Genomic DNA, 23,407 nt, shown 5'->3' with positions numbered 1-23,407 from the left:
CGCCGGGCGAAGCTCCTACTTCGCGGTCGGGTCGACCGTTGCCTGGTGGGCCTCGGTGAGGTGTTCCTCGGCCTTGAGCCAGGGCAGGAACTGCACCGCCCTGCGCCAGTCGCAGGTGTCGCAGCTCAGCTGCCGCTGCACCCCCGACTTCCGCACGTGAACGACGTGTTCACGGCCGTGCTGGTCCCATCTGCTGACCTTGCTCGTGGTCATGGACGGCATCCGAGCCTCCTGAGGGCGAGTGTGCCCAGTGTGCACGAAGCCCCCGGTTCCGTACGGGGAACCGGGGGCTTCGTGCAACGGGTACAGCGGGTACAGCGGGTGCGACGCGTCAGCAGCCGAGCAGGCGGGCGCCGAGGTACGCCTGGATCTGGTCCAGCGAGACGCGCTCCTGCTTCATGGTGTCGCGCTCGCGCACCGTCACCGCGTTGTCGTCGAGGGTGTCGAAGTCGACGGTGACGCAGAACGGCGTGCCGATCTCGTCCTGGCGACGGTAGCGGCGGCCGATGGCGCCCGCGTCGTCGAACTCGATGTTCCAGTTCTGCCGCAGGTCGGCCGCGAGGCCCTTGGCCTTCGGCGAGAGCTGCGGGTTGCGGGACAGCGGCAGGACCGCGACCTTGACCGGCGCCAGGCGCGGGTCGAGGCGCATCACGGTGCGCTTCTCCATGACGCCCTTGGCGTTGGGCGCCTCGTCCTCGATGTAGGCGTCCAGCAGGAAGGCGAGCATCGAACGGCCGACACCGGCCGCGGGCTCGATGACGTAGGGGGTCCAGCGCTCGCCGGCCTCCTGGTCGTAGAACTGCAGGTCCGTGCCGGAGGCCTTGGAGTGCGCCTTCAGGTCGTAGTCCGTGCGGTTGGCGACACCCTCCAGCTCGCCCCACTCGCTGCCGCCGAAGCGGAAGCGGTACTCGATGTCAGCGGTGCGCTTGGAGTAGTGGGAGAGCTTCTCCTTCGGGTGCTCGAACCACCGCATGTTCTCCTCGCGCAGGCCCAGGCCGGTGTACCAGTTCCAGCGCTGCTCCATCCAGTACTCCTGCCACTGCTCGTCCTCGCCCGGCTTGACGAAGAACTCCATCTCCATCTGCTCGAACTCGCGCGTGCGGAAGATGAAGTTGCCCGGAGTGATCTCGTTCCGGAAGGACTTGCCCATCTGCGCGATGCCGAACGGCGGCTTCTTGCGCGAGGTCTGCTGCACCTGACCGAAGTTGGTGAAGATGCCCTGGGCGGTCTCGGGGCGCAGGTAGGCCACCGAGCCGGAGTCCTGGGTCGGGCCGAGGTGCGTCGAGAGCAGGCCGGAGAACTGCTTGGGCTCGGTGAAGGTGCCCTTGTTACCGCAGTTGGGGCAGTTGAGGTCGGCGAGGCCGTTGACCGGCGGCTTGCCGTGCTTCTCCTCGTACGCCTCCTCCAGGTGGTCCGCGCGGTAGCGCTTGTGGCAGGAGGTGCACTCGGTCAGCGGGTCGGAGAACGTGGCGACGTGACCGGAGGCCACCCACACCTCGGGGGCCAGGATGACCGACGAGTCGAGTCCGACCACGTCCTCGCGCGAGGTGACCATGTAGCGCCACCACTGGCGCTTGAGGTTCTCCTTGAGTTCAACGCCCAGCGGCCCGTAGTCCCAGGCGGCACGCTGACCACCGTAGATCTCACTGCAGGGGTAGACGAAGCCACGGCGCTTGCTCAGGCTGACGATGGAGTCGATCTTGTCGGCGGCCACGGTGCTCTCTTCATTACGACGACGAAACGGGACAGGGGCGACGCGAAGCGCCTCGGTGGGGGGTGGTGGTCAGGAGACGGGTGCGCGAATACCTCAGATTACCGGCGGGCACGCCCCTTCGATCAAATCGGTATCGGACCAGCTCGCCGAGAAGCCCGTCGAGCAGCCCGCCGTGAGGGCGGCCGGGCCGCCTTGTTGACAATCGTTTCCACTTTTGTTGAAAATGACTGTCATGAACGTACGCCGCCTCATACCCACGACCGCCGTCGCCGGAGCAGTCGTCCTCGGCCTCACCGCACTCTCCGCCTGCTCGGCGTCCGACGCAGCCGACCGCAAGAACGGCGACAAGCTGAACGTGGTGGCGTCGTTCTATCCGATGCAGTTCCTCGCCGAGCAGATCGGCGGAAACCACGTCTCCGTCTCCACGCTGACCAAGCCGGGCGTGGAACCGCACGACCTGGAGCTCAGCCCGCGGGAGGTCGGCGGCCTGAGCGACGCGGACTACATCCTCTACCTCAAGGGCCTCCAGCCCGCCGTCGACGACGCGATCAAGCTCTCCGAGTCCGAGCACACCGTCGACGCCGCGAAGCTCACCACGCTGGAGGACCACGGCGCCGAGGTCGGCGGCGAGGAGCACGCCCACGAGCACGAGGGCGACGAGGCCGGCGCCGACCCGCACATCTGGCTGGACCCGGTGAAGTACGCCCAGGTCGCCAAGGGGGTGGGTGCGTCCCTGGAGAAGACCGACCCGGACCACGCCGCGGACTACCGCAAGAACACCGACGCCCTGGTCACCAAGCTCGACGCACTCGACACCGCGTACGAGAACGGGCTCAAGAACACCGCGACCAGGACGTTCATCACCACCCACTCCGCCTTCGGGTACCTCGCCGAGCGCTACGGCCTCACCCAGGAGGGCATCGCCGGCATCGACCCCGAGGCCGAGCCCAGCCCCGCGCGGATCAGCGCCCTGCACTCGATCGCACAGGAGAAGAACGTCACCACCGTCTTCTTCGAGACGCTCGCCAGCGACAAGACCGCGAAGACCGTGGCGCGGGACACCGGCCTGAAGACCGACGTCCTGGACCCGCTGGAGGGAATCACCGGCAAGTCCAAGGGCGATGACTACATCGAGGTCATGGAGTCCAACCTCACCGCGCTGCAGAAGGCACTGGGCGCGAAGTGAGCGACACCGACCCGGCCGACCCGAACCGCGCAGCAGCACCGGAGGCGCTCATGCCCGAGCCCCAGAGCACCACACCGAGCACCGCACCCGACCCCGTGATCGTGGTGCGCGACGCCGCGGCCACCCTCGGCGCACGCCCCGTGCTGCGCGGCATCGATCTGACCGTGCACCGCGGCGAGGTGGTCGCCCTGCTCGGCGCCAACGGTTCCGGCAAGTCGACCGCCGTGCGCTCCGTCATCGGCCAGGTCCCGCTCACCGGCGGCACCGTCGAGCTCTTCGGCACCCCGCTGCGCCGCTTCCGCGACTGGGCCCGGATCGGCTACGTACCGCAGCGCACCACCGCGGCCGGCGGTGTGCCCGCCACGATCCGCGAGGTCGTCGCCTCCGGGCGGCTTTCGCGCACCCGGCTGGGGCTGCCGCGCAAGGCGGACCGCGCCGCCGTCGACCGCGCCATCGCGCTCGTCGGCCTCGCCGACCGCGCCAAGGACTCCGTGGACGCCCTCTCCGGCGGCCAGCACCAGCGCGTACTGATCGCCCGCGCGCTCGCCTCCGAACCCGAGCTGCTGATCATGGACGAGCCGATGGCCGGCGTCGACCTGGCCAGCCAGGAGATCCTCGCCGAGACCCTGCGCGAACAGGTCGCGGCCGGCACCACCGTGCTGCTCGTCCTGCACGAGCTCGGCCCGCTGGAGCCCCTGATCGACCGGGCCATCGTGCTGCGCGACGGCTGCGTGATGCACGACGGGCCGCCCCCGAAGGCACTCGGGCAGCACGCACTGCCCGGCCACGACCACGTACACCCCCACGCGGCCTCCGAGCCCGTCCGGACGGGACTGCTGAGCTGATCATGGAATTCCTCACCCCTCCCTTCATGCAGCGGGCGCTGATCGCCGCCGTACTGGTCGGCGTCATCGCCCCCGCCGTCGGCATCTACCTGGTGCAGCGCCGGCAGGCCCTGATGGGCGACGGCATCGGCCATATCGCGATGACCGGCGTCGGCCTCGGCTTCCTGCTCTCCACCAGCCCGGTCTGGATGGCCACGGCCGTCGCCGTCGTCGGCGCCGTCACCATGGAGCTGATCCGCTGGTACGGACGCACCCGCGGCGACATCGCGCTGGCGATGCTCTTCTACGGCGGCATGGCGGGCGGTGTCCTGCTGATCAACCTCTCCGACACCGGCTCCAACGCCAACCTCACCTCGTACCTCTTCGGCTCGCTGTCCACGGTCTCGTCCGAGGACATCACCGCGATCGCCCTGCTGGCGGCGTTCGTGCTGCTGGTGACGGTGGGGCTGCGACGACAGCTGTTCGCCGTCAGCCAGGACGAGGAGTTCGCCCGGGTCACCGGGCTGCCCGTGCGCGTGCTGAACCTGCTGATCGCGGTCACCGCCGCGGTGACCGTCACCGTCGCGATGCGGGTCGTCGGGCTCCTGCTGGTCAGCGCCCTGATGGTGGTCCCGGTCGCCGCCGCGCAGCAGATCACCCGCTCCTTCAAGGTGACGTTCGTGCTCTCGGTCGTCACCGGGGTCGCGGTGACCCTGGCCGGCACCATCACCTCGTACTACCAGGACGTCCCCCCCGGCGCGACGATCGTGCTGCTGGCCATCGGAGTGTTCATCGCCCTGACGCTGCTCGCCGCCCCGCTGGCCCGGATCCGGGCCAGCCGCCGCGAAACGGCGGACGACCGGTGCACCCTGGAGGTACCGGTCACCCGCCGGCCCGCGGACGACGTCCACGTCTGACCGTGCCGCCGGTGCGGACTGGCACAATGGCCCGACATACGTACGGGCGACACGAGGAGGCTCCTGTGGCGACGGCGCCGATCAGTGGAACGAACGCTGCACCGGTACGCGGCCGGTCGACCCGGCAGCGGACAGCGGTGGCTGCGGCGCTCGACGAGGTGGACGAGTTCCGCAGCGCCCAGGAACTGCACGACGTACTCAAGCACCGCGGTGACTCGGTCGGGCTGACCACGGTCTACCGCACCCTGCAGTCCCTCGCGGACGCGGGCGAGGTCGACGTGCTGCGCACCACCGAGGGCGAGTCCGTCTACCGCCGGTGCTCGACCGGCGACCACCACCACCATCTGGTGTGCCGGATGTGCGGCAAGGCCGTCGAGGTGGAGGGCCCGGCGGTGGAGCAGTGGGCCGAGACCATCGCGGCACAGCACGGCTTCGTGAACGTGGCCCACACCGTCGAGGTCTTCGGCACGTGCATGGAGTGCGCAAGCGCCAAGGGGTGAGCCCGGGGCCCCGCTCCTCGCCGGAGAGGCTGGGAGATGCCGGGCTTCGGCTGTCAGGCCTTTGTCAGGTGCCGGTCGAAGATCTCGCGCAGGCGGTCCACGTCGGACCGGTCCTGGGCGCCGCGCTTGGCTATCACGGTCAGGGCGGTGGCGTTCTTGTCGTCGCTGAGCATCACGAAGAGATCTGGTGTCTCCACGTACTGCGGCTGCGCCTGCCACCTGACGACCGCACTGGTGTTGTCCGTGTCGACGCTGACGCCGGACTCTTCGACCCGCACCCGGAACTCGCCCTGCCGCCCCACGAACCGGAACAGCTGGCGTGCCATCAGCCACGGGCTCAGGAGCAGCAGCGGGCCGCAGACCAGCATCAAAATCAGCAGCGCCACCGGCGTTTCGCTGCCTGTCGCCAGGGACAGCGAGGCGGTCACGACGGCGCAACCCGTCGTGACCACCCCCAGGATCCGCTGCCGCCGGCCCGTCGCACTGACCCGGTTGCGGGCGCGGAGCGCCGCCGAATAGTCCCGCAGCACCGGGTGGTATCTCAGCTCGACCGCACCGTGCACGGCCCCCTGCTGCCCACTCATGGCCCCCCCCTGAAGTGTGAAGAGCCGTGATCGTACCGGCAAAGGATCAGGCCGTGGGTTCCGCCTTCTGTGCCGCCTCAACCGCCCCGCCGAAGCGCCGGTCGCGCTGCGCGAACTCCAGGCAGGCCCGCCACAGGTCGCGACGGTCGAAGTCCGGCCACAGCACGTCCTGGAAGACCATCTCGGCGTACGCGCTCTGCCAGATCAGGTAGTTGGAGGTGCGCTGCTCACCACTGGGGCGGACGAAGAGGTCGACGTCCGGCATGTCCGGGTAGTAGATGTACTTCGCGAACGTCTTCTCGTTGACCTTCGACGGGTCGAGCTTCCCGGCCGCGACGTCCTGGGCGATCCGCTGCGCGGCGTCCGCGATCTCGGCACGGCCGCCGTAGTTGACGCAGAAGTACAGCGTCATCTTGTCGTTGTCCTTGGTCTGCTCCTGGGCGACCTGGAGCTCCTGGACGACGGACTTCCACAGCTTCGGCATGCGGCCGACCCAGCGGATCCGGATGCCGAGTTCGTCCATCTCGTCGCGGCGGCGGCGGATGACGTCCCGGTTGAAGTTCATGAGGAACTTCACCTCCTCCGGCGACCGCTTCCAGTTCTCCGTCGAGAACGCGTACAGCGAGAGGTTCTTGACGCCCATCTCGATGCAGCCCTTGAGCACGTCCATGACGACGCCCTCGCCCACCCTGTGGCCCTCGGTGCGCGGCAGACCGCGCTCCTTGGCCCAGCGGCCGTTGCCGTCCATCACGACGGCGACGTGCTTGGGCACCAGCTCGCCGGGGATCTTCGGGGGCACGGCACCGGACGGGTGCGGCTCCGGGGTCTTGTAGTCGCGCCGGTTACGGCCGCCGAAAATCCCAGGTACTGCCATGAACTGTCTCGCTCCCTGTGCCTGATCCACTGATCGCCTGATCTGCTGATCTACCTGATCGCCTGATCTGCCTGTGTCACTTTTCCACGTACCGCAGTGAGCGCAGCCCGCGCTCCAGATGCCAGTGCAGATAGGCGGACACCAGCCCGCTCCCCTCCCTGACATGACGCGCCTCGCACGCGTCCGCCGTCTCCCAGTCGCCGGACAGCAGGGCGCTCAGCAGGGTGACGGCCTCAGCCGAGGGTACGACGCTGCCGGGCACCCGGCAGTCGCCGCAGATGACGCCGCCCGCCGCGACGGAGAAGAACCGGTTCGGACCGGGCATTCCGCACCGGGCGCAGTCGACGAAACTGGGGGCGTAGCCGTTGACCGCGAGCGAACGCAGCAGGAACGCGTCGAGGATGAGATTCGGCTCGTGCTCCCCGCGGGCCAGCGTGCGCAGGCCTCCCACCAGCAGGAGGTACTGCTGGACCGCGGGCTCGCCCTCGTGGTCGGTGAAGCGTTCGGCGGTCTCCAGCATCGCGGTGCCGGCGGTGTAGCGCCCGTAGTCGGTGACGATCGCGCCGCCGTACGGGGCGATGGTCTCGCTCTGGGTGCAGAGCGGCAGCCCGCGCCCGATCAGTTCGCTGCCGCGCGCGAAGAACTGCACGTCCACATGGGAGAACGGCTCCAGCCGGGCCCCGAACTTCGACTTCGTGCGCCGCACCCCGCGTGCGACGGCCCGTACCCGGCCGTGGCCGCGGGTCAGGATCGTGATGATCCGGTCGGCCTCGCCCAGCTTCTGCGTGCGGAGCACCACGCCGTCGTCCCGGAACAAGCTCATGGCTCCATTGTCCGGTACGCGGATGGCCCGGCGGGCCCGCCCCCGGAACCCGGTCCGCTCAGCTCCCTGCCGCGCCGCCGCCCGCGGGCACGACGAGCCCGGATTCGTAGGCGACGATCACCAGCTGGGCCCGGTCGCGGGCGGCCAGCTTGCCCATGATCCGGCTGACGTGCGTCTTGGCGGTGAGCGGGCTGAGGCCGAGAGTCCCGGCGATCTCGGTGTTGTTCAGACCGCGTGCGACGAGGGCGAGAACCTGGCGTTCCCGGTCGGAGAGCGTCCCGGGCCCGCCGGGCCCGGCGCCGGTCGGGGGCCGGGGGGCGCTGAGGACCCGGGCGATGAGCCGGGCTGTCGGGCCGGGCGACAGCAGGGACTCGCCCGCGGCCACCGTCTTGATGGCGGCGAGCAGGTCGGCGGGCCTGGTGTCCTTCACCAGAAAGCCGGAGGCGCCGGCGCGCAGCGCCTCGACGATGTGGTCATCGGTGTCGTACGTGGTCAGGACCAGGACCTTCACCCCGGCCAGGTCCTCGTCGGCGGCGATGCGGCGGGTCGCCTCGATGCCGTCGAGTTCGGGCATCCGGATGTCCATCACGACGAGGTCGGCGCGGGCGGTGCGGGCGAGCGCGACGGCTTCGAGGCCGGTGCCGGCCTCGCCGACGACCTCCATGCCCGGGTCGGAGCCGACGAGCATCGCGAACGCCGCCCGCACGAGCGTCTGGTCGTCGGCGAGCAGTACGCGGATCATGATGCGGTCTCCGATGCCAGTTTCTGTTCCGGGCGGCCCTGCGCTCGTTCCGGTGCCTGTTCCTGTGGCGGTGCCGGTGCCGGTGCCGGATCTTGTTCCTGTTCCTGTGCCGGAGCCTGTTCCTGTTCCTGTGCCGGAGCCTGTTCCTGTTCCGGAGCCTGTTCCTGGAACGGCAGCAGCGCCGAGACCTCGAAGCCGCCGCCGGGGCGGGGCCCGGCGTCCAGGGTGCCGCCCGTGGTGCGGGCCCGTTCCCGCATGCCCACGATGCCGAACCCGGGCGTGGAGCCGTCGTCCACCGGACCGGTGCCGTCGTCCGTGACCGTGACGCGCAGGGCGCCCGGGCCGGCGGGTTCGACGGCGACGACGACGCGGACGCCGGGGCCCACGTGCCGTACCGCGTTCGTCAGGGACTCCTGGACGATGCGGTACGCGGCCGCTCCGGTCGCCGGGGCGAGGCGGCTGTCCGGTGCGCGCACCCGGAGGTCGACCTGCGCCCCGGCCGCCTCCGCGGCCCGTACGAGACCGGGGAGTGCGGCCAGACCGGGCAGCGGGCCGTCCGTGTCGTGCCGGTTGCCGTTCCCGGTGTCGCGCAGCACCTGGAGGGTGGTCCGGAGTTCCGCCCTGGCCTCCCGGCAGGTGTCGGCGATGTCGTCCAGGGACGCGGCGATCGCCTGCCGGTCGAGCCGTTCCGGGTCGACGGTCAGGATGTGCGAGGCGACGGAGGTCTGCACGCCGATGAGGGTGATGCTGTGGGCCAGCAGGTCGTGCAGATCGCGGGCGATCCGCAGCCGCTCCTCGGCGACCCGCCGACGGGCCTCCTCCTCGCGGGTCCGCTCGGCGCGTTCGGCGCGCTCCAGCATCGAGGCGACGTACTGGCGGTAGATGCGTACGTCGACACCGCAGAACAGCACGGCGACGATCCACCCGGAGATGCGCAGCAGTTCGAGGCCCTGATGGGCGTCGATGGTGAGCACCACCGTCACCATCACGGACGTCACCCCGATGCCGGTGAGCAGGGTCCGCAGCGGGCGGCCGGTCACGGCCACGGTGTAGAGCACGATCCAGGTCTGCGGCATCGGAGCCGTATGGGCGTTGTCGAGGCCGTGGTAGAGCATCAGCAGCGGAATCATGGCGAGCAGGACGAGGACGGGGTTCCGTCGCCGCCACACGAGCGGTGCGACGCTGGCCGTCAGCAGGAGCCAGCCGAGCGCGTCGGGCGCCACGTCGTCGTCGGCGAACAGGGCGAGGGCGGCGGAGAGCGCACCGGCGCCCACGGCTACGAGGGCGTCGGTGCGCGTCTTGTGCGGCGCGTGCATCGGGTCGCGGTTGACGACGGCCAGGATGCGCTCGCGGCGGCGTGCGGTGGTGGACACGCCGCCATCCTCCGGTACGGGCCGGGGCACTGTCAGGGGGTCCCGACGAGTTCCGGTTCGCGCGGGGCGGGTGCGGCAGGGGTACGGCTGAGCGCGCCGGGCCACCACATCCTCCGCTGCAGGGCCACGCTCGCCGAGGTCACCAGGTAGGTACGGACGAGGAAGGTGTCGAGCAGGACGCCCACGGCGATGACGAAGCCCATTTCGACCAGGGAGGTCAGCGGCATGTTCGTCAGGACGGCGAAGGTGGCGGCGAGCACCAGCCCCGCCGAGGCGATCACGCCACCGGTGGTGCGCAGTGCGGTGAGCGCGGCCTCGGTGGGTTCGGCACCGCCCCGGGCCTCCTCGCGGACCCGGTGCATCAGGAAGATGCCGTAGTCGACGCCGAGGGCCACCAGGAAGACGAAGGAGAGCAGCGGCAGCCCGGGGTCGGTGCCCTTGAGCCCGAGGACCGGTTCGAAGAGCAGTCCGCCGATGCCGAGCGCGGCACCCCAGACCGCGACGACGGCGGCGACGAGCAGCAGCGGGGCGACGAGGCTGCGCAGCAGGACGATCAGGATCAGCAGGACGGAGAGCAGGACGAGCGGGACGACGATCCCGAGGTCCCGTGAGCTGGCCGTCTCCAGGTCCATCTGCTGGGCGCCGGGGCCGCCGACGTGGCTGCCCTCCAGGCCGTCGCGCAGGCGGTGGATGGTGTCCCGCTCCCCCGCGGACTCCGGCCGGGCCTCGGCGACGACGGACAGTTCGGTCCAGCCGCCGCCGCTGCGGCCGCGCTCGGCGGAGGTGACGCCCTCCGTCGTACGGGCCTTCGCCAGTGCGGCACCGGCCCGGCCGGTGGGGGTGATCACGGTGATCGGCTGGGCGGAGCGGCCGGGGTAGGCGTCGGCGAGGGTCGCCATGGCGATGACCGAGTCCGGCTTGCTGGTGAAGGAGTCCTCCTGCTTCAGGTCGCCCGGCAGGTTGAACGCCCCGAGCGACAGCGCGCCCAGCAGTACCCCGCCGGTCACCAGCACCGCGACGGGCCGGCGTCCGGCCGAGCCGCCCATGGCGGCGAAGAGGGAGCGGCGCTTCTTCGGCTCGGTGCCGTACATGGGCACGAGGGGCCAGAACACCCGGCGGCCCAGGAGCACCAGGACGGCAGGAAGCAGCGTCAGCATGGCCAGGAGCGCGCACAGCACCCCGACGGCGGCGATGGGCCCCATGCCCCGGCTGCTGGTGAGATCGGCGGCCAGCAGGCACAGGAGGCCCGCTGCGACGGTGGCGGAGGACGCGACGACGGCGGGCCCGCAGCCGCGCAGCGCCGCCGCCATCGCCTCGTGCGGCCGGGCGAAGCGGGTGAGTTCCTCGCGGTAGCGGGAGACGAGCAGCAGGGCGTAGTCCGTGCCCGCCCCGAAGACGAGGATCGTCATCACCGCGGAGCTCTGGCCGGTGACGGTGACGTCGAAACCCCGGTTGAGGCCGTAGACGACCGCCATCGACAGGGCGTCGGCGACGCCCGCGACGACGAGCGGCACCAGCCACAGCAGCGGGCTGCGGTAGATGAGGATCAGCAGGATCGCGACGACCGCGACGGTCGTGTAGAGGAGGGGGCCGCCGAGCGAGCCGTACACCTTCTGCGCGTCGGCGTTCAGGGCGCCGGGCCCGCCGACCTCGACGCTCAGCCCGCCGCCGCCCTTCACGGTCTCGCGCACCTCGTCGACGAACGCGGTGCGCGCCTCGTCGTCCTGGCCGGGCTCGGTGGTGGAGACCGGGTACATCAGCGTCGTGCCGTCCTCGGACGGCACGGCCCGGGGCGGCGCGGTGAGGGTGTGGGCGCCCGCCACCCCGCCGGTCTGCCGGGTCGCGGCAGCCCGGTCGGCGGCGGTCAGTCCGCCGTCGCGGTGGTACACGAGGACGAGGTCGGTCGACTCGCCGCCGGGCAGCGTGTCCTGGATCTTCGCGACCTGGGTGGAGTCGGCGCTCGCCGGCAGATAGTCGACGGCGCGGTTGACCTGTACGTCCCCGAGCTTGCCGGCCGGCGGGCCGGCGATCGCGATCACGGCGGCCCAGAGCGCGACGATCGCCCAGGGCACCATGCGCCACCGGTTGCGTGGCCGCGTCCGCTCGCCACTGTCCTGTGCTGCGGCCCTCATGGGAGGCCCCCCTCGTCCGTGCGGGTGTCCGGTCATCTCCAGACTCCCGCCGGGCCGGGGGCACCTCGTCGCGCTGGGGGCCGACTTCCCGGCTACTGCCGGGGAGGGCATGACGGCCCGGCTACTCCAGCGGGAGTACCGGGCCGGTGCAGAGAGAAAGGGATCAGGAGGGCGTACGCGCGGCCGCCGCGAGCAGCCGGGCGGTGTCCTCGGCGCGGAGCCGCAGCGCCCCGCCGATCGTGGTCAGCACCTCGCGCTCGGCCGGGCTGTACGGGCCGTCGGCGAGGGCGATCCGGGCGCCCTGGAGCAGAATCGATTCGCGGCCCGCGGGCGCCAGATGCGCGGCGAGGGGCTCCAGGGCCTCGTGGAGTTCGATGGCGAGAGCCGCCCCGCAGGCCTCGGCGGCGGGGTCGAACGCGGAGCCGTGGCCGATGTCGGCGGAGAGGACCTCGACGACGGTGGCGAGCTGCTCCTGTGTGCAGTCGTCGAATCCGGCGCCGCGCACGGTCTCCACAGCCGTCTCCAGGACCGTACGGGAGGTGCTGCCGCCCGCCGCGAGGACCCCGAGGGTCACGGTGTGGACGGCGTCCCTGAGCATCGCGGAGAAGCGTGTGGTGGTGGGGTGGTCGAGCGCCTCGGGGTCGAAGTGGGCGTGGCAGGCGGCGCATTCGACGACCGGTCCCACGGTGCCGCGTCGCAGCAGCGGTACGCCGAGGACCGCGAAGCGGCGGCGGCCGGTGAGACGGCGGTAGTTGCGGTCGCCCCCGCAGCCGGGGCAGAAGAACTCGCCGTCACCGACGGTGTCCCACAGGGTGCGGGTGCCGCAGATACGCAGCTTTGTGGCGCTTCGTCCCAGGCTTGACCGCACGTCGCACACCTCCGTAATGCTCCGGCAACATTGCCGTGTTGGACGTGATGTTAACCACATCCGTGAAGCCGCGTCAGCATCTCGCTCGTCACAACCGCCCGGAGATGGCCGAACCCCGCCCCCCGGGTACGGGTGGGCGGGGTTCACGGACCGTGCGACTTCATGCCCTTTCGGGCGCCGGGTCAGCGGGTGGCGCGGTTGACGGCCGAGACGACCGCCTTCAGGGAGGCCCGCGTGGTGTTGGCGTCGATGCCGATGCCCCACAGGACCATTCCGTCGATGGCGCACTCGATGTACGAGGCGGCCTGCGCGCTCGCACCCTCGCTCATCGTGTGCTCGGTGTAGTCCAGCAGCCGCGCGTCGATACCGATGGCCTGCAGCGCTTCGAAGAACGCGGAGATCGGCCCGTTGCCGGTGCCGGTGAGCACGGTGTCCACGCCGTCCACGGTCGCCTCGACGGTGATCGTGTCCTGGCCGTCCGAACCGGTCGTGGTCTGGCCGGAGCGGATCTGTACGCGTCCCCATTGAGCCGCAGCGTTCTCCGGGTTGGGCAGGTACTCGTCCTGGAAGGTGGTCCAGATCTGCGCCGGGGTGACCTCGCCGCCCTCGGCGTCGGTCTTGGCCTGAATGATCCGCGAGTACTCGATCTGCATCCGGCGCGGCAGGTCCAGCTTGTGGTCGTTCTTCAGGACGTAGGCGATTCCGCCCTTGCCGGACTGCGAGTTGACCCGGATGACCGCCTCGTAGCTGCGGCCGACGTCCTTCGGATCGATCGGCAGGTAGGGCACCGCCCACTCGAGGTCGTCCACCGTCTTGCCCTGGGCGGCCGCATCGGCCTCCATGGCGTCGAAGCCCTTCTTGATGGCGTCCTGGTGGGAGCCGGAGAAGGCGGTGTAGACCAGGTCGCCCGCGTAGGGGTGGCGCGGGTGGACCTCCATCTGGTTGCAGTACTCGCTGGTGCGGCGGATCTCGTCGATCTGCGAGAAGTCGATCTGCGGGTCGACGCCCTGCGAGAACAGGTTCATGCCCAGCGTCACCAGGTCGACGTTGCCGGTGCGCTCGCCCTGGCCGAACAGGCAGCCCTCGATCCGGTCCGCACCGGCCATCAGGGCCAGTTCGGCGGCGGCGACGGCGGTGCCGCGGTCGTTGTGCGGGTGGACGGACAGGCAGACGAACTCGCGGCGCGACAGGTTGCGCGACATCCACTCGAACCGGTCCGCGTGCGTGGACGGCGTCGAACGCTCCACGGTGGCGGGCAGGTTGAGAATGATCTCGCGGCCCTCCTCGGGCTGCCAGACGTCACAGACCGCCTCGCAGACCTCCAGGGCGAAGTCCAGCTCGGTGTCGGTGAAGATCTCGGGGCTGTACTGGTAGCCGAAGATCGTCTCCTCGCCGAGGATCTTCTCGGCGTACTCCATGACCAGCCGGGTGCCGTCCACCGCGATCTGCTTGACCTGCTCCTTCGAGCCGCGGAAGACCACGCGGCGGAAGGTGGGGGCGGTGGCGTTGTACAGGTGCACGGTGGCGCGGTGGGCGCCGCGCAGGGACTCGACGGTCCGCTCGATCAGTTCCTCGCGGGCCTGCGTCAGGACGGAGATCGTCACGTCCTCGGGGATCGCGCCCTCTTCGATGATGGAGCGGACGAACGCGAAGTCGGTCTCGCCCGAGGACGGGAAGCCGACCTCGATCTCCTTGTAGCCCATGCGAACCAGCAGGTCGAACATCTCGCGCTTGCGGGCCGGCGACATCGGGTCGATCAGGGCCTGGTTGCCGTCGCGCAGGTCGGTGGAGAGCCAGCGGGGTGCCTGGGTGATCCGCTCCCCGGGCCAGGTGCGGTCCGGGATCTCGACGGCCTCGTACCGACCGTACTTGTGAACGGGCATCCCTGACGGCTTCTGCAGCGCCGTGGCGTTGGTGATCGGCGTGGGGCGGCCCACGGCGTTCTCGGCGGGGGTCTGCGCGGGGTTCACTGCGGTCATGGCGTAGGGCTCCTCGGGGTCCTGCAAGGGGACGGCCGACTGTGTCGCTGCAACACCAGACTCCGCGGGGAGGGGGTCGGCCTACGACTACAGGCCCTCGCCGCGGCAGCTAAGAAGAAGCAGCCCGAAACGCATGATGCGACGAGGCTAGCCCAGTGGCGCCCGAGACGTCGGTGCCGTATCAGTATGCGGGACCGGGCGCCGGTAACGGGTGAACAGTGATGGATCACTCTATTTCGTCAATCCAGGTAGCAACCAGTGACTTTGCCATCACACGCTGCCACAGTCGTGTGTATGCAGCCTCGATCTCAGCACGGGTTCCACCCCGTCTTCTGCACCATCGTGCCGCCCCACGTCCTCGACAAGCTGTCGCAGTCCGACGACCCCGTCCTCGCGGGCCCGGCCCGCCGCACTCTGGAGGCCGACGCCGCCCGGCGCACCCGGCGTCAGGTGACCACCGTCGTCCGGACCCGCATCGACCCGGCGCCCGAGGGCGACCGGTCCGGCAAACCCGACCGCACGCTCTACGACTGCCGCCACGGCACGGACCTCCCCGGGACGAAGGTCCGCGCCGAGGGCGAGGAGCCCACGTCCGACGCCAGCGTCAACCGCGCGTACGCGGGCCTCGGCGCCACCTTCGAACTGTTGCTCAGCGCCTACGGCCGCCGTTCGATCGACGGCAACGGGCTGCCGCTGATCGGCTCCGTGCACTACGACGAGAAGTACAACAACGCCTTCTTCGACGGCGAGCAGATGGTCTTCGGTGACGGGGACGGGGAGATCTTCCTGGACTTCACCGTCGCCATCGACGTGATCGCCCATGAGCTGGCGCACGGACTGACCCAGCACACGGCCAACCTGAACTACTACGGCCAGTCCGGGGCGCTCAACGAGTCGGTCTCGGACGTGTTCGGCTCCCTGGTGAAGCAGTACTCGCTCGGCCAGACCGCCGCGCAGGGCGACTGGCTGATCGGCGCGGGGCTGCTGGCTCCCCGCGTCCAGGGGGTGGCGCTGCGCTCGATGAAGGCGCCCGGTACCGCGTACGACGACGACGTGCTCGGCAAGGACCCGCAGCCCGCCTCCATGGACGACTACATCCACACGGGCGAGGACAACGGCGGGGTGCACCTCAACTCCGGCATCCCGAACCGCGCGTTCTATCTGCTTGCCATCGCGCTCGGCGGCAGTTCCTGGGAGCGGGCGGGTCAGCTCTGGTTCGATGTGCTCACCGGTGGTGAACTGGCGGTGGACGCGGACTTCGCGTCCTTCGCCCGGCTGACCGTGGCGGCGGCCCGCAGCCGCTTCGGTGAGGGCGACGAGGTGGAGGCGGTCCTCAAGGCCTGGTCGGAGGTGGGCGTACCGACCGCGTAGGCCCCGGGGCCCGTCCGTCGAGGAAGGACACCGCATGCGGATTCAGGTGAGCAGGACCGGCGGCTTCGCCGGCATCGCGCGCCACCGCGAGATCGACACCTCGGGACGGGCCGACGCCCACGAGTGGGAGGCCCTGGCCGAATCGGCGGTCACCGGCGGCCGGGAGGCTCCCGCGAGGGGCGTTCCGGACGGCTTCAGCTACCGGATCACGGTCGACGGCCGCACCGTGCACTGCGCGGACCCGCGACTGACCGACGCCCAGCGCGCCCTGGTCTCACGCGTCCTGAAGGAGGGCGCGTGAGACCGGCGGCGTACGTCTGACAGGGCTCGGAAACGGCCCGCTGTTCCTCCGGGGCCCGGAACCCTGGCCTGTGCGGCTACTCGGGAACCGGCCCTTCCCGCCGCCCTCGCACTCCTCGGCCCCAAGGGGCCTCAGTGGCTTCGCACGGCTGCGCCGGCTTCCCGATCGTGGCCCCGCTCAGAACCCCAGCTTGCGCAGCTGCTTCGGATCGCGCTGCCAGTCCTTGGCGACCTTCACATGCAGGTCGAGGAAGACCGGTGTGCCCAGCAGCGCCTCGATGTGCTTGCGCGACTTCGTGCCGACATCCTTCAGCCGCTTGCCCTTCGGGCCGATGATGATGCCCTTCTGGCTGGGCCGCTCGATGTAGACGTTGGCGTGGATGTCGAGCAGCGGCTTGTCGGCCGGACGGTCCTCGCGCGGCAGCATCTCCTCGACGACGACCGCGATGGAGTGCGGCAGCTCGTCCCGTACGCCTTCGAGCGCCGCCTCACGGATCAGTTCCGCGACCATGACCATCTCGGGCTCGTCGGTGAGGTCGCCCTCCGGGTAGAGCGGCGGGCTCTCCGGGAGCAGCGGGGCGATCAGGTCGGCCAGCAGGCCGACCTGGTCGTCCTTGACCGCCGAGACGGGGATGATCTCCGCCCACTCGAAGCCGAGCTCCTCGCCGAGGCGGGAGACGGCCAGCAGCTGTTCGGCGAGCTGCTTGGACTCGACCAGGTCGGACTTGGTGATGATCGCGATCTTGGGCGTCTTCTTGATGCCCGCGAGTTCCTTGATGATGTACTTGTCGCCGGGGCCGAGCTTCTGGTCGGCGGGCAGGCAGAAGCCGATGACGTCGACCTCGGCCCAGGTGGTGCGCACGACGTCGTTGAGACGCTCGCCCAGCAGGGTGCGCGGCTTGTGGAGGCCGGGGGTGTCGACCAGGATCAGCTGTGCGTCCGGCCGGTGCACGATGCCGCGCACGGTGTGCCGGGTCGTCTGGGGCCGGTTGGACGTGATCGCCACCTTCTGGCCGACCAGAGCGTTCGTAAGGGTGGACTTGCCCGCGTTGGGACGGCCCACGAAGCAGGCGAAACCGGCCCGGTGGGGGGCGTTGTTCTCAGCCTGCTGCGCAGCAGCTTCTGGGTTAGGTCGAGCGCTCATGGCGCCCATTGTCCCCGATCCCGGCGGCTGCGGGGCACCAAGGCGGCCGCCGCGGCCACCGGACCCTCTTCTCAGGCCGTGCGGCGACGGTTCCGGCGTGACCGGATCCACAGCGCCGCACCCCCGGCGACGGCCGCCAGCAGCACCCCGGCGGCCGGCCAGGGCAGTGCGAAGTACGAGACGGAGGCGGACTCGCGGGTGTCGCGGGCGCTCGCGGTCAGCTTGATCTCGCCCCACTCCACCCGCGGCGCGCCCGACCACTCCTCGGTGAGCCGCACCTCCTGGCGGGGCAGCAGCTCGGAGGGGATGCGTTTGAGGTCGCGGGCCAGGAGGGTGCGGCCGAAGAGGCCCTCGGCCTTGAGGGCGACCTCGGGGCTGAGGGTGACGTTGCCGCGGTTGCGGAGCGTGTACGAGATGACGGCCCGGGAGGTGCCCGTGCCCGGGATCAGCGACTGGGTGTGCTCGACCGTCACGTCCTCGACGGAGAGCGCGGGCATCGTCGGGCCGTTGACGCGCAGGTATATCCGGGCGCCGACCGCCTTCTGGATGCCGACGGCGACGGCGCCCGCGTCGGCGGGGTCGATGCGTTCGTCGAGGGCGACGAGCGCGCCGGGGTGGTCGCCGGGTTCGGCGTCCTCGGGCACCTTGATCGTCACGGGAACGGTGACCGAGCCGTGCGGTTTCACGGTGACGCGGTCGCGCCCGGCCTTCGCCCAGGCTCCGACGGAGCGCTGCTTCTCGTTCTGCGTCCGGACCGCGAATCCGCCGTCGCGTGCGGTGTTGTACGCGTCGGCGGCGTACAGCCGGAAGGTCAGCGGCTCACCCGTCTTGTTGGTGACGGTCACCTTGTCGGTGAGGGTGGCGCCGGGGTCGGCGGAGAGGTAGAAGTACGGCCGCGCGCCCGCGTCGGCGGTGGCGGGGAAGACCGACCAGCTGCCGTTGTCGGCGGCGCCGGCCGTGGGCGCGCCGAGCAGGAGCAGGGCTGCGGACAGCAGGGACGACAGGAGAATGGACAGCTTGCGCACGGTGCGGGCCCCCAGGTGCACGCTCGGGCGGGGTGGGCCGGCCGGGTGCGCGCCCGGCCCACCGGTTGATCAGTGACTGCCGCTCACGCTCACGTCAGGGTGAGTGTGAGCACTCCGGTGTACGCGCCTGCGGCGGTGAACGCCGGTACGTCCAGCGACAGCTGGGCGTCGACGGTGAACTCACCGCCGGTGAAGGCGCCGTCCGGCGTGGACGCCAGGGTGGCGCCCGCGCTGCCGACCGTCCCTTCGGACCCGGCCGCGCAGGTGCTCGGGCTGCCGGTCTTCGTGGCGCAGGCCGGACTCCAGCCGAGCGCGGACGCGCCGATCGTCGCCCCGCCCGGACCCGTGAAGTCGGTGACCTTGCCGGTCAGGGACCAGCCCGCGGGGCCGCCGCGGAAGTCCTTGACCGTCACCGTCTGCAGAGCGCCGGTGGAGGCGCCGCCCTGCCCGAAGTCGACCGCCGACAGTGCGACGGAGTCCCCGGCCTGGGCCATGGAGAGGGTGCCCGCCCTGACCGACGACGTCAGCCGCTGGCTGCCGTCCGGGATCTCACCGCCGCCACCGGTGACGGTGTAGGCCTGGGGTCCCGCACCCTTGGCGGCGTCCCAGCCGGCGCCCTCGTAGGCGACGATGCCGGTGGTCGCCGGGTCGTTGACGGTGAGCTGTCCGGTGAAGCCGCCCGAACCGTCCGCGGTGACCGTCGCGGTGTCACCGCTCTCGGCGTCCCCGGCCCGGCCGGCGAGCGTGACGGATGCGCCCGCGGTGAACTTCGACCCGGTCACGGTGACCTGGTCGCCGGCCGCGCCGGAGGCCGTACCGAGCTGGATGGCACGTTCGTTGACCTGGCCGCCGCCGTCCGTGGCGATGATCGTCTGGGAGACGGGGGCGGGCGGATCGGTGACCGTGCAGGGCGTGTCCAGCTCCATGATGTAGCTGGTGTGGATGTTGTAGTCGCCGGGCGAGAGCGTGATCTCACCGGGCGCGGTGACCGTGAAGGTGCCGGTCATGGAGAACGACGGGAAATCGCCCTTGCCGGGCACCGGACCGTTCTTCTTCGGGCCCGCCACCGTGACGTCGGCGGACTGCGCGCCGCCGACGGTGACCTTGCCGGTCGGCGTCATGATGTCGGCGGGCAGCGCCAGGTCGACGGGGTTGCTCGCGGCGGGCTTGACGACGGTGTAGGTCACCGTGACCGTGTCGCCGACCTTCGGTGCCGCGTTGTCGACGGTGATCTGGGCCGAGGTCGTCCCGTCGATCGGCGGGATGCCGGCGATGGCGGGCGGGATGCAGTGGGTCGGGAAGTCCACCGCGACCGAGGCTGTCGCACTGGCCTGCGCGGGTCCGGCGAGCAGCCCTCCCCCGGTGACGACGAGCGCGCCGACACCGAGCGCGGCGGCCCAGCGGCGGCCGCGGTCCGGACGGTCCCGGCGACGGGATCTTCGGCTGTCGGATCTTCGAATGGCTTGGCGCATGGAGCCCCCTCCTGCGGGATCCGGCGCGGCGGCTCTTCCGCGCCGGCAGGGGGCCATTGATGACTCCGGTCCGGAAGAAGTCAATGGGATCGAAATGCGCTGACTGATGGGCCATCAGATAGTGTCAAGATCCACGTTTCCCGCACATCCTGTACGAACGCCCCGCGCCGGTGGGGCGCGGGGCGTTCGTACACACGATGGTGGTCCTGCGGAGGTCAGCCCGCCGTCGCGGTGAGCCGCAGCACCCCGTCGGGCCCCGCGAGCAGCACGGGCGTGCCGGCCCCGCCCAGGTCCCGTACCGCGGCCCTGTCCTCGTCGGAGAGGGTCTGCGCCGCGGAGACGACAGCGGCCGCCTCCAGCGACGTGGCCCCGCTGGCCACGGCCATCGCGACGGCCGTCCGGAGCGCGCTGAGCTTCAGCGACTCCAGCTCCACGGTCCCCGCCACATACGTACGTCCGGTCTCGTCCCGCACGGCCGCGCCCTCCGGCACACCGTTGCGGGCGCGGGCGCTGCGCGCCAGCGTGACGATCTTGCGGTCCTCGGCGCCGAGGTCGGTGCTATCGGTCATGTGCCGAGCATACGAAGTGCGGCGACGGGCGCGGCACGCGGGAGCCCGGACCGCTCACGCCCGCACCTGGCGCATCGAGCCACGCCGGCCCTCCGGCGAGGCCAGCCACCGCAGCTTCTCCTCCGTGCCGGTGCCCGGCCACGGCATGTGCACCACGACCGCCAGGTCAGGGCGGGCCGGAATGCGCAACTGGGTGGCCTCCAGGACCAGCTCGCCCACCGCCGGGTGTGCCAGCTCCTTGCGCATCTGGCCGCCCGGCGCGACGTCCCGCCGCGCCCACAGTTCGGCGAACTCGGGGCTGCGCTCCTTCGCCTCGTCCACGATCGCCCGGAACCCGTCGTCGTCAGGGCACTCCGCGCACGCGGCCCGGAACTGGGCGACGACGCGGGCGGCGGTCTCCCACCACTCCTTCTCCCCGCCCCGGTGGACCGGATCGGTGAAGAAGGCGATCACACAGTTCTGCGGACGTTCGGGACGCAGCCCCATCACCATCGAGGACGCGTCGTTGTAGAGGATGACGTTCCAGTACGCATCCATGATCTGCGCCGGGAACGGCATCCAGCCGTCGAGCAGCCGCTGCAGCCCCTCGCACATGTCCGTGTGGGCCGGATCGACCTCGAGGGCGGGCGGGTTGAGCCCCGCCAGTACGTAGAGGTGACGGCGTTCGGCGCTGCTGAGCCGCAGTACCCGGGCGACGGAGTCGAGCACCTGGGGCGACACGGTGATGTCGCGGCCCTGCTCCAGCCACTGATACCAGGAGACCCCCACCCCCGCGAGGACCGCGACCTCCTCGCGCCGCAGCCCCGGGGTGCGCCGCCGGGCCCCGCCGTCCGGGAGTCCCGCCTCGGCCGGGCTGACCCGCGCCCGCCTGCTCATCAGGAACTCACGCAGCTCGCCGAGGCGATGCGCCTTGCCCGCGTCCGCCGCGATCCGGGCCGGTGTGCCCACGTACTCCCCCTGGTTTCCGTGCCCGCGCCTGCCTGGTGGTGCGGCCAACAGGATAAGTTCCCGCTCCCCACGGATATTCCGACGGCCGCAGGCTCGTGCCCATGGCGATCGATTCACCCTCCCCAGCTACTGTCACCGCTCCCGTCCCCGCGCCACCCACCCCGGACCGGCTCTCCGGCCGGGCCCGGCTGGTCCTCCTCGTCCTGTGCGCCGCGCAGTTCATGGTGTCGCTCGACTTCTCCGTACTGAACGTGGCACTTCCCGTTCTCGGCGACGACCTCGGTCTGAGCCGGTCAGGACTCCAGTGGGCGATCACCGCCTTCGCCCTGCCGTCCGGCGGCTTCCTGCTGCTCTTCGGCCGGATCGCCGACCTCTACGGCCGCCGCCGGCTGTTCCTCACCGGCCTCGCCGTCTTCGGCGCGGCCTCGCTGCTGGCCACGCTGGCCTGGAACCCGGCCGCCTTCCTCACCGGGCGGGCACTCCAGGGGCTCGGCGCCGCGGCCATCGTGCCGACCGGCATGTCCCTGCTCACCACCACCTTCCCCGAGGGACCGCTGCGGGACCGGGCGCTCGGCATCAGCGGCACCCTGCTCTCCCTCGGCTTCACCGTCGGCATGGTGGCCGGCGGCACCCTCACCGACACCCTCGGCTGGCGCTCCACGATGGGGCTGCTGACCCTGGCCGCGGTGGTCGTCCTCGCGGCGGCGCCCGCGCTGCTCACCGAGTCCCGTACGCCGGACCGGCCGCGGCTCGACGTCCCCGGTGCCGTGACGGTCACCGGTGGCCTCCTCGCGCTGATCTACGCCCTGTCCACGGCGGCCGAGCACGGCTTCGGGCGCCCGGACGTGCAGATCTCCCTGGCCGCCGGGGTCGGCCTGCTCGCCGCCTTCGCGGTCATCGAGTCGCGGGCGTCGGCCCCGCTGGTCTCACTGCCGATGCTCCGCCGGCGCACCGTGGCCTTCGGCAATCTGGGCGGGCTGCTCACCTTCTCGATGATGAGCACCATCGTCTTCGTCCTGACCCTGTATCTGCAGGAGGTCCTGGACCTGTCGGCGTTCGGGACCGGGCTCGTCTTCGGGGTGCAGGGCGTCGCCTCGGTGGCGGCGGGCATGTACGCCCCGAAGGTCATCGGCCGGATCGGTGCCCGGCGCACCCTGTCCGTCTCCCTGCTGGGTCAGGGCCTGTTCATCGCGGCGCTGCTGGGACTCGGCGCGGACTCGGGCGTCTGGCTGGCCACGGTCGCGGTCTCGATCGCCAGCATGTTCCACCTGGGCGCGATCATCGCGTACGGACTGACCGTCACATCGGGGGTGCCGAACGCGGAGCAGGGCCTGGCGACGGGTCTGGTCACCACGACCCAGCAGGTGGGTCTCACGGTCGGGATCCCGTTGCTCGGCGTGGTGGCGACGACCCAGGACTCCCTGTTCGGTGGCGTACGGACCGTGATCGCGGTGGCGGCGGGCCTGCTGGTCGTCGCCGCGGGCGTGGTGGCCGCGGGACTGCGGCGGGCCTAAGGGCTGTCCCGGGCGGCCGCCGCCTCCTCATAGGCGGCGGTCAGCTCCGCCAGCACTCCGTCCCTGCGGGCCGGTGCCCCGGTCAGATGAGTGGCGCGGAGTTCCGCCATGAACCGCTCCCACATCGGGGGGCCACCGGCGGCCAGCAGTTCGGCCCGCACCGTCAGCTCCGGCGCCGTGTCCAGCCAGCGGGCACCCCAGGCGCCGAGCTGGGCCATCACCGGGACGAGCTGCACCGCCGCCTCGGTGAGGTGGTACGCGACCTTCTGGCGGTGGCTCGGGTCGTCGTCGCGGGTGAGCAGCCCCGCCCCGACGAGTTTGGCGAGCCGGTTGGCCAGGATGTTCGACGCGATGCCTTCCATGGAGGCGTTGAGCAGCTCACGGAAGTGGGTGAGCCCTCCGAACATGATGTCGCGCAGCACGATCAGGCTCCAGCGGTCCCCGAGGAGCTCGACCGTCATGTTGATCGGGCAGCCGGACCGGCCCGGCGACACGGGCAGCTTCCCCGCGGGTACTGGTTGCAACATGGGAGCAGTCTAGATAGCTTA

At 71.0% G+C, this 23,407-nt stretch carries 23 protein-coding genes; 7 read left to right on the top strand and 16 right to left on the bottom strand.

What is annotated here, in order from left to right:
• Positions 1-15: 15 nt before the first annotated feature.
• Entirely contained in the window at positions 16-222 is a 207-nt protein-coding gene (locus ACIOEW_RS02365) for a hypothetical protein (RefSeq protein ID WP_362540907.1), read from the bottom strand.
• Positions 223-331: 109 nt separating this feature from the next.
• Positions 332-1,714 carry a glycine--tRNA ligase gene (locus ACIOEW_RS02360; protein WP_362540904.1) on the bottom strand — a complete coding sequence of 461 codons (1,383 nt, stop codon included), beginning with the start codon at positions 1,712-1,714 and terminating at the stop codon, positions 332-334.
• Between the two features lie 232 nt (positions 1,715-1,946).
• On the opposite strand from ACIOEW_RS02360, the gene ACIOEW_RS02355 reads away from it, so the two are divergent.
• The 4 genes from ACIOEW_RS02355 to ACIOEW_RS02340 all read left to right on the top strand — a co-directional run bounded on the left by ACIOEW_RS02355 (position 1,947) and on the right by ACIOEW_RS02340 (position 5,141).
• Positions 1,947-2,900 carry a metal ABC transporter substrate-binding protein gene (locus ACIOEW_RS02355; RefSeq protein ID WP_362540901.1) on the top strand — a complete coding sequence of 318 codons (954 nt, stop codon included), beginning with the start codon at positions 1,947-1,949 and terminating at the stop codon, positions 2,898-2,900.
• Positions 2,901-2,950: 50 nt separating this feature from the next.
• The gene (locus ACIOEW_RS02350) at positions 2,951-3,745 is read left to right on the top strand and encodes a metal ABC transporter ATP-binding protein (protein ID WP_401961510.1); all 795 of its coding nucleotides are present in this window, start codon (positions 2,951-2,953) and stop codon (positions 3,743-3,745) included.
• Positions 3,746-3,747: 2 nt separating this feature from the next.
• Entirely contained in the window at positions 3,748-4,641 is an 894-nt protein-coding gene (locus ACIOEW_RS02345; RefSeq protein WP_362540898.1) for a metal ABC transporter permease, read from the top strand.
• A gap of 65 nt (positions 4,642-4,706) precedes the next feature.
• Complete coding sequence (locus tag ACIOEW_RS02340) at positions 4,707-5,141, top strand: Fur family transcriptional regulator (protein ID WP_401960588.1); 435 nt, start codon at positions 4,707-4,709, stop codon at positions 5,139-5,141.
• 53 nt (positions 5,142-5,194) lie between these two features.
• Here the strand turns inward: ACIOEW_RS02340 and ACIOEW_RS02335 are convergent, their stop codons facing one another.
• The 8 genes from ACIOEW_RS02335 to leuA all read right to left on the bottom strand — a co-directional run bounded on the left by ACIOEW_RS02335 (position 5,195) and on the right by leuA (position 14,516).
• Complete coding sequence (locus ACIOEW_RS02335; protein WP_401960586.1) at positions 5,195-5,725, bottom strand: hypothetical protein; 531 nt, start codon at positions 5,723-5,725, stop codon at positions 5,195-5,197.
• A gap of 46 nt (positions 5,726-5,771) precedes the next feature.
• A complete protein-coding gene (locus ACIOEW_RS02330; protein ID WP_362540892.1) occupies positions 5,772-6,599 on the bottom strand; it encodes an isoprenyl transferase in 828 nt (275 codons plus the stop codon).
• Positions 6,600-6,675: 76 nt separating this feature from the next.
• Positions 6,676-7,422 (bottom strand): DNA repair protein RecO, encoded by a 747-nt coding sequence (gene recO / locus ACIOEW_RS02325; RefSeq protein ID WP_350994631.1) that lies wholly within the window; start codon positions 7,420-7,422, stop codon positions 6,676-6,678.
• Positions 7,423-7,480: 58 nt separating this feature from the next.
• On the bottom strand, positions 7,481-8,164 hold the full coding sequence (locus ACIOEW_RS02320) for a response regulator (protein WP_401960582.1): 684 nt from the start codon (positions 8,162-8,164) through the stop codon (positions 7,481-7,483).
• A complete protein-coding gene (locus tag ACIOEW_RS02315; protein WP_401961507.1) occupies positions 8,161-9,480 on the bottom strand; it encodes a sensor histidine kinase in 1,320 nt (439 codons plus the stop codon). Before ACIOEW_RS02315 ends, ACIOEW_RS02320 begins: the two co-directional genes overlap by 4 nt.
• Before the next feature lie 89 nt (positions 9,481-9,569).
• A complete protein-coding gene (locus tag ACIOEW_RS02310; RefSeq protein ID WP_401960580.1) occupies positions 9,570-11,669 on the bottom strand; it encodes an MMPL family transporter in 2,100 nt (699 codons plus the stop codon).
• Positions 11,670-11,832: 163 nt separating this feature from the next.
• The gene (locus tag ACIOEW_RS02305; RefSeq protein WP_401960577.1) at positions 11,833-12,546 is read right to left on the bottom strand and encodes a TerB family tellurite resistance protein; all 714 of its coding nucleotides are present in this window, start codon (positions 12,544-12,546) and stop codon (positions 11,833-11,835) included.
• A gap of 173 nt (positions 12,547-12,719) precedes the next feature.
• Positions 12,720-14,516 (bottom strand): 2-isopropylmalate synthase, encoded by a 1,797-nt coding sequence (gene leuA, locus ACIOEW_RS02300; RefSeq protein WP_362540880.1) that lies wholly within the window; start codon positions 14,514-14,516, stop codon positions 12,720-12,722.
• Positions 14,517-14,810: 294 nt separating this feature from the next.
• On the opposite strand from leuA, the gene ACIOEW_RS02295 reads away from it, so the two are divergent.
• Positions 14,811-15,887, top strand: coding sequence for a M4 family metallopeptidase (locus ACIOEW_RS02295; protein WP_362540877.1), 1,077 nt, complete (start codon positions 14,811-14,813; stop codon positions 15,885-15,887).
• A 34-nt stretch (positions 15,888-15,921) separates the two neighbouring features.
• The gene (locus ACIOEW_RS02290) at positions 15,922-16,188 is read left to right on the top strand and encodes a protealysin inhibitor emfourin (RefSeq protein ID WP_362540874.1); all 267 of its coding nucleotides are present in this window, start codon (positions 15,922-15,924) and stop codon (positions 16,186-16,188) included.
• Between the two features lie 177 nt (positions 16,189-16,365).
• Here ACIOEW_RS02290 and era read toward each other — a convergent pair whose 3' ends face one another.
• The 5 genes from era to ACIOEW_RS02265 form a co-directional block, all read right to left on the bottom strand.
• The gene (gene era, locus ACIOEW_RS02285; RefSeq protein WP_401960574.1) at positions 16,366-17,340 is read right to left on the bottom strand and encodes a GTPase Era; all 975 of its coding nucleotides are present in this window, start codon (positions 17,338-17,340) and stop codon (positions 16,366-16,368) included.
• 62 nt (positions 17,341-17,402) lie between these two features.
• Positions 17,403-18,356 (bottom strand): WxL protein peptidoglycan domain-containing protein, encoded by a 954-nt coding sequence (locus ACIOEW_RS02280; protein ID WP_401960572.1) that lies wholly within the window; start codon positions 18,354-18,356, stop codon positions 17,403-17,405.
• A gap of 89 nt (positions 18,357-18,445) precedes the next feature.
• The gene (locus ACIOEW_RS02275; RefSeq protein ID WP_401960570.1) at positions 18,446-19,828 is read right to left on the bottom strand and encodes a beta-xylosidase; all 1,383 of its coding nucleotides are present in this window, start codon (positions 19,826-19,828) and stop codon (positions 18,446-18,448) included.
• A 215-nt stretch (positions 19,829-20,043) separates the two neighbouring features.
• Positions 20,044-20,397 (bottom strand): cytidine deaminase, encoded by a 354-nt coding sequence (locus ACIOEW_RS02270; RefSeq protein ID WP_401960568.1) that lies wholly within the window; start codon positions 20,395-20,397, stop codon positions 20,044-20,046.
• A gap of 54 nt (positions 20,398-20,451) precedes the next feature.
• Positions 20,452-21,345 carry a helix-turn-helix transcriptional regulator gene (locus ACIOEW_RS02265; protein ID WP_362540861.1) on the bottom strand — a complete coding sequence of 298 codons (894 nt, stop codon included), beginning with the start codon at positions 21,343-21,345 and terminating at the stop codon, positions 20,452-20,454.
• Between the two features lie 101 nt (positions 21,346-21,446).
• On the opposite strand from ACIOEW_RS02265, the gene ACIOEW_RS02260 reads away from it, so the two are divergent.
• Positions 21,447-22,859 carry an MFS transporter gene (locus ACIOEW_RS02260; RefSeq protein WP_401960566.1) on the top strand — a complete coding sequence of 471 codons (1,413 nt, stop codon included), beginning with the start codon at positions 21,447-21,449 and terminating at the stop codon, positions 22,857-22,859.
• On the opposite strand, the gene ACIOEW_RS02255 is transcribed toward ACIOEW_RS02260, so the two are convergent.
• Complete coding sequence (locus ACIOEW_RS02255; RefSeq protein ID WP_401960564.1) at positions 22,856-23,386, bottom strand: winged helix-turn-helix transcriptional regulator; 531 nt, start codon at positions 23,384-23,386, stop codon at positions 22,856-22,858. The genes ACIOEW_RS02260 and ACIOEW_RS02255 overlap by 4 nt on opposite strands.
• Between the last annotated feature and the right edge of the window lie 21 nt (positions 23,387-23,407).

Source organism: Streptomyces sp. NPDC087901 (assembly GCF_044742205.1).
Taxonomy (GTDB): Bacteria; Actinomycetota; Actinomycetes; order Streptomycetales; family Streptomycetaceae; genus Streptomyces.
The sequence above is the reverse complement of the archived record's forward strand: the minus strand, read 5'-3'. Positions and strand labels throughout refer to the sequence as shown.

What these genes read in the sequence shown, in the direction of transcription:
- ACIOEW_RS02365 (WP_362540907.1), bottom strand. Translation starts at nt 222, where the DNA reads ATGCCGTCCATGACCACGAGCAAGGTCAGCAGATGGGACCAGCACGGC.
- ACIOEW_RS02355 (WP_362540901.1), top strand. Translation starts at nt 1,947, where the DNA reads ATGAACGTACGCCGCCTCATACCCACGACCGCCGTCGCCGGAGCAGTC.
- ACIOEW_RS02350 (WP_401961510.1), top strand. Translation starts at nt 2,951, where the DNA reads ATGCCCGAGCCCCAGAGCACCACACCGAGCACCGCACCCGACCCCGTG.
- ACIOEW_RS02345 (WP_362540898.1), top strand. Translation starts at nt 3,748, where the DNA reads ATGGAATTCCTCACCCCTCCCTTCATGCAGCGGGCGCTGATCGCCGCC.
- ACIOEW_RS02335 (WP_401960586.1), bottom strand. Translation starts at nt 5,725, where the DNA reads ATGAGTGGGCAGCAGGGGGCCGTGCACGGTGCGGTCGAGCTGAGATAC.
- ACIOEW_RS02330 (WP_362540892.1), bottom strand. Translation starts at nt 6,599, where the DNA reads ATGGCAGTACCTGGGATTTTCGGCGGCCGTAACCGGCGCGACTACAAG.
- recO (WP_350994631.1), bottom strand. Translation starts at nt 7,422, where the DNA reads ATGAGCTTGTTCCGGGACGACGGCGTGGTGCTCCGCACGCAGAAGCTG.
- ACIOEW_RS02320 (WP_401960582.1), bottom strand. Translation starts at nt 8,164, where the DNA reads ATGATCCGCGTACTGCTCGCCGACGACCAGACGCTCGTGCGGGCGGCG.
- ACIOEW_RS02315 (WP_401961507.1), bottom strand. Translation starts at nt 9,480, where the DNA reads ATGCACGCGCCGCACAAGACGCGCACCGACGCCCTCGTAGCCGTGGGC.
- ACIOEW_RS02310 (WP_401960580.1), bottom strand. Translation starts at nt 11,669, where the DNA reads ATGAGGGCCGCAGCACAGGACAGTGGCGAGCGGACGCGGCCACGCAAC.
- leuA (WP_362540880.1), bottom strand. Translation starts at nt 14,516, where the DNA reads ATGACCGCAGTGAACCCCGCGCAGACCCCCGCCGAGAACGCCGTGGGC.
- ACIOEW_RS02295 (WP_362540877.1), top strand. Translation starts at nt 14,811, where the DNA reads ATGCAGCCTCGATCTCAGCACGGGTTCCACCCCGTCTTCTGCACCATC.
- ACIOEW_RS02290 (WP_362540874.1), top strand. Translation starts at nt 15,922, where the DNA reads ATGCGGATTCAGGTGAGCAGGACCGGCGGCTTCGCCGGCATCGCGCGC.
- era (WP_401960574.1), bottom strand. Translation starts at nt 17,340, where the DNA reads ATGGGCGCCATGAGCGCTCGACCTAACCCAGAAGCTGCTGCGCAGCAG.
- ACIOEW_RS02275 (WP_401960570.1), bottom strand. Translation starts at nt 19,828, where the DNA reads ATGCGCCAAGCCATTCGAAGATCCGACAGCCGAAGATCCCGTCGCCGG.
- ACIOEW_RS02270 (WP_401960568.1), bottom strand. Translation starts at nt 20,397, where the DNA reads ATGACCGATAGCACCGACCTCGGCGCCGAGGACCGCAAGATCGTCACG.
- ACIOEW_RS02260 (WP_401960566.1), top strand. Translation starts at nt 21,447, where the DNA reads ATGGCGATCGATTCACCCTCCCCAGCTACTGTCACCGCTCCCGTCCCC.
- ACIOEW_RS02255 (WP_401960564.1), bottom strand. Translation starts at nt 23,386, where the DNA reads ATGTTGCAACCAGTACCCGCGGGGAAGCTGCCCGTGTCGCCGGGCCGG.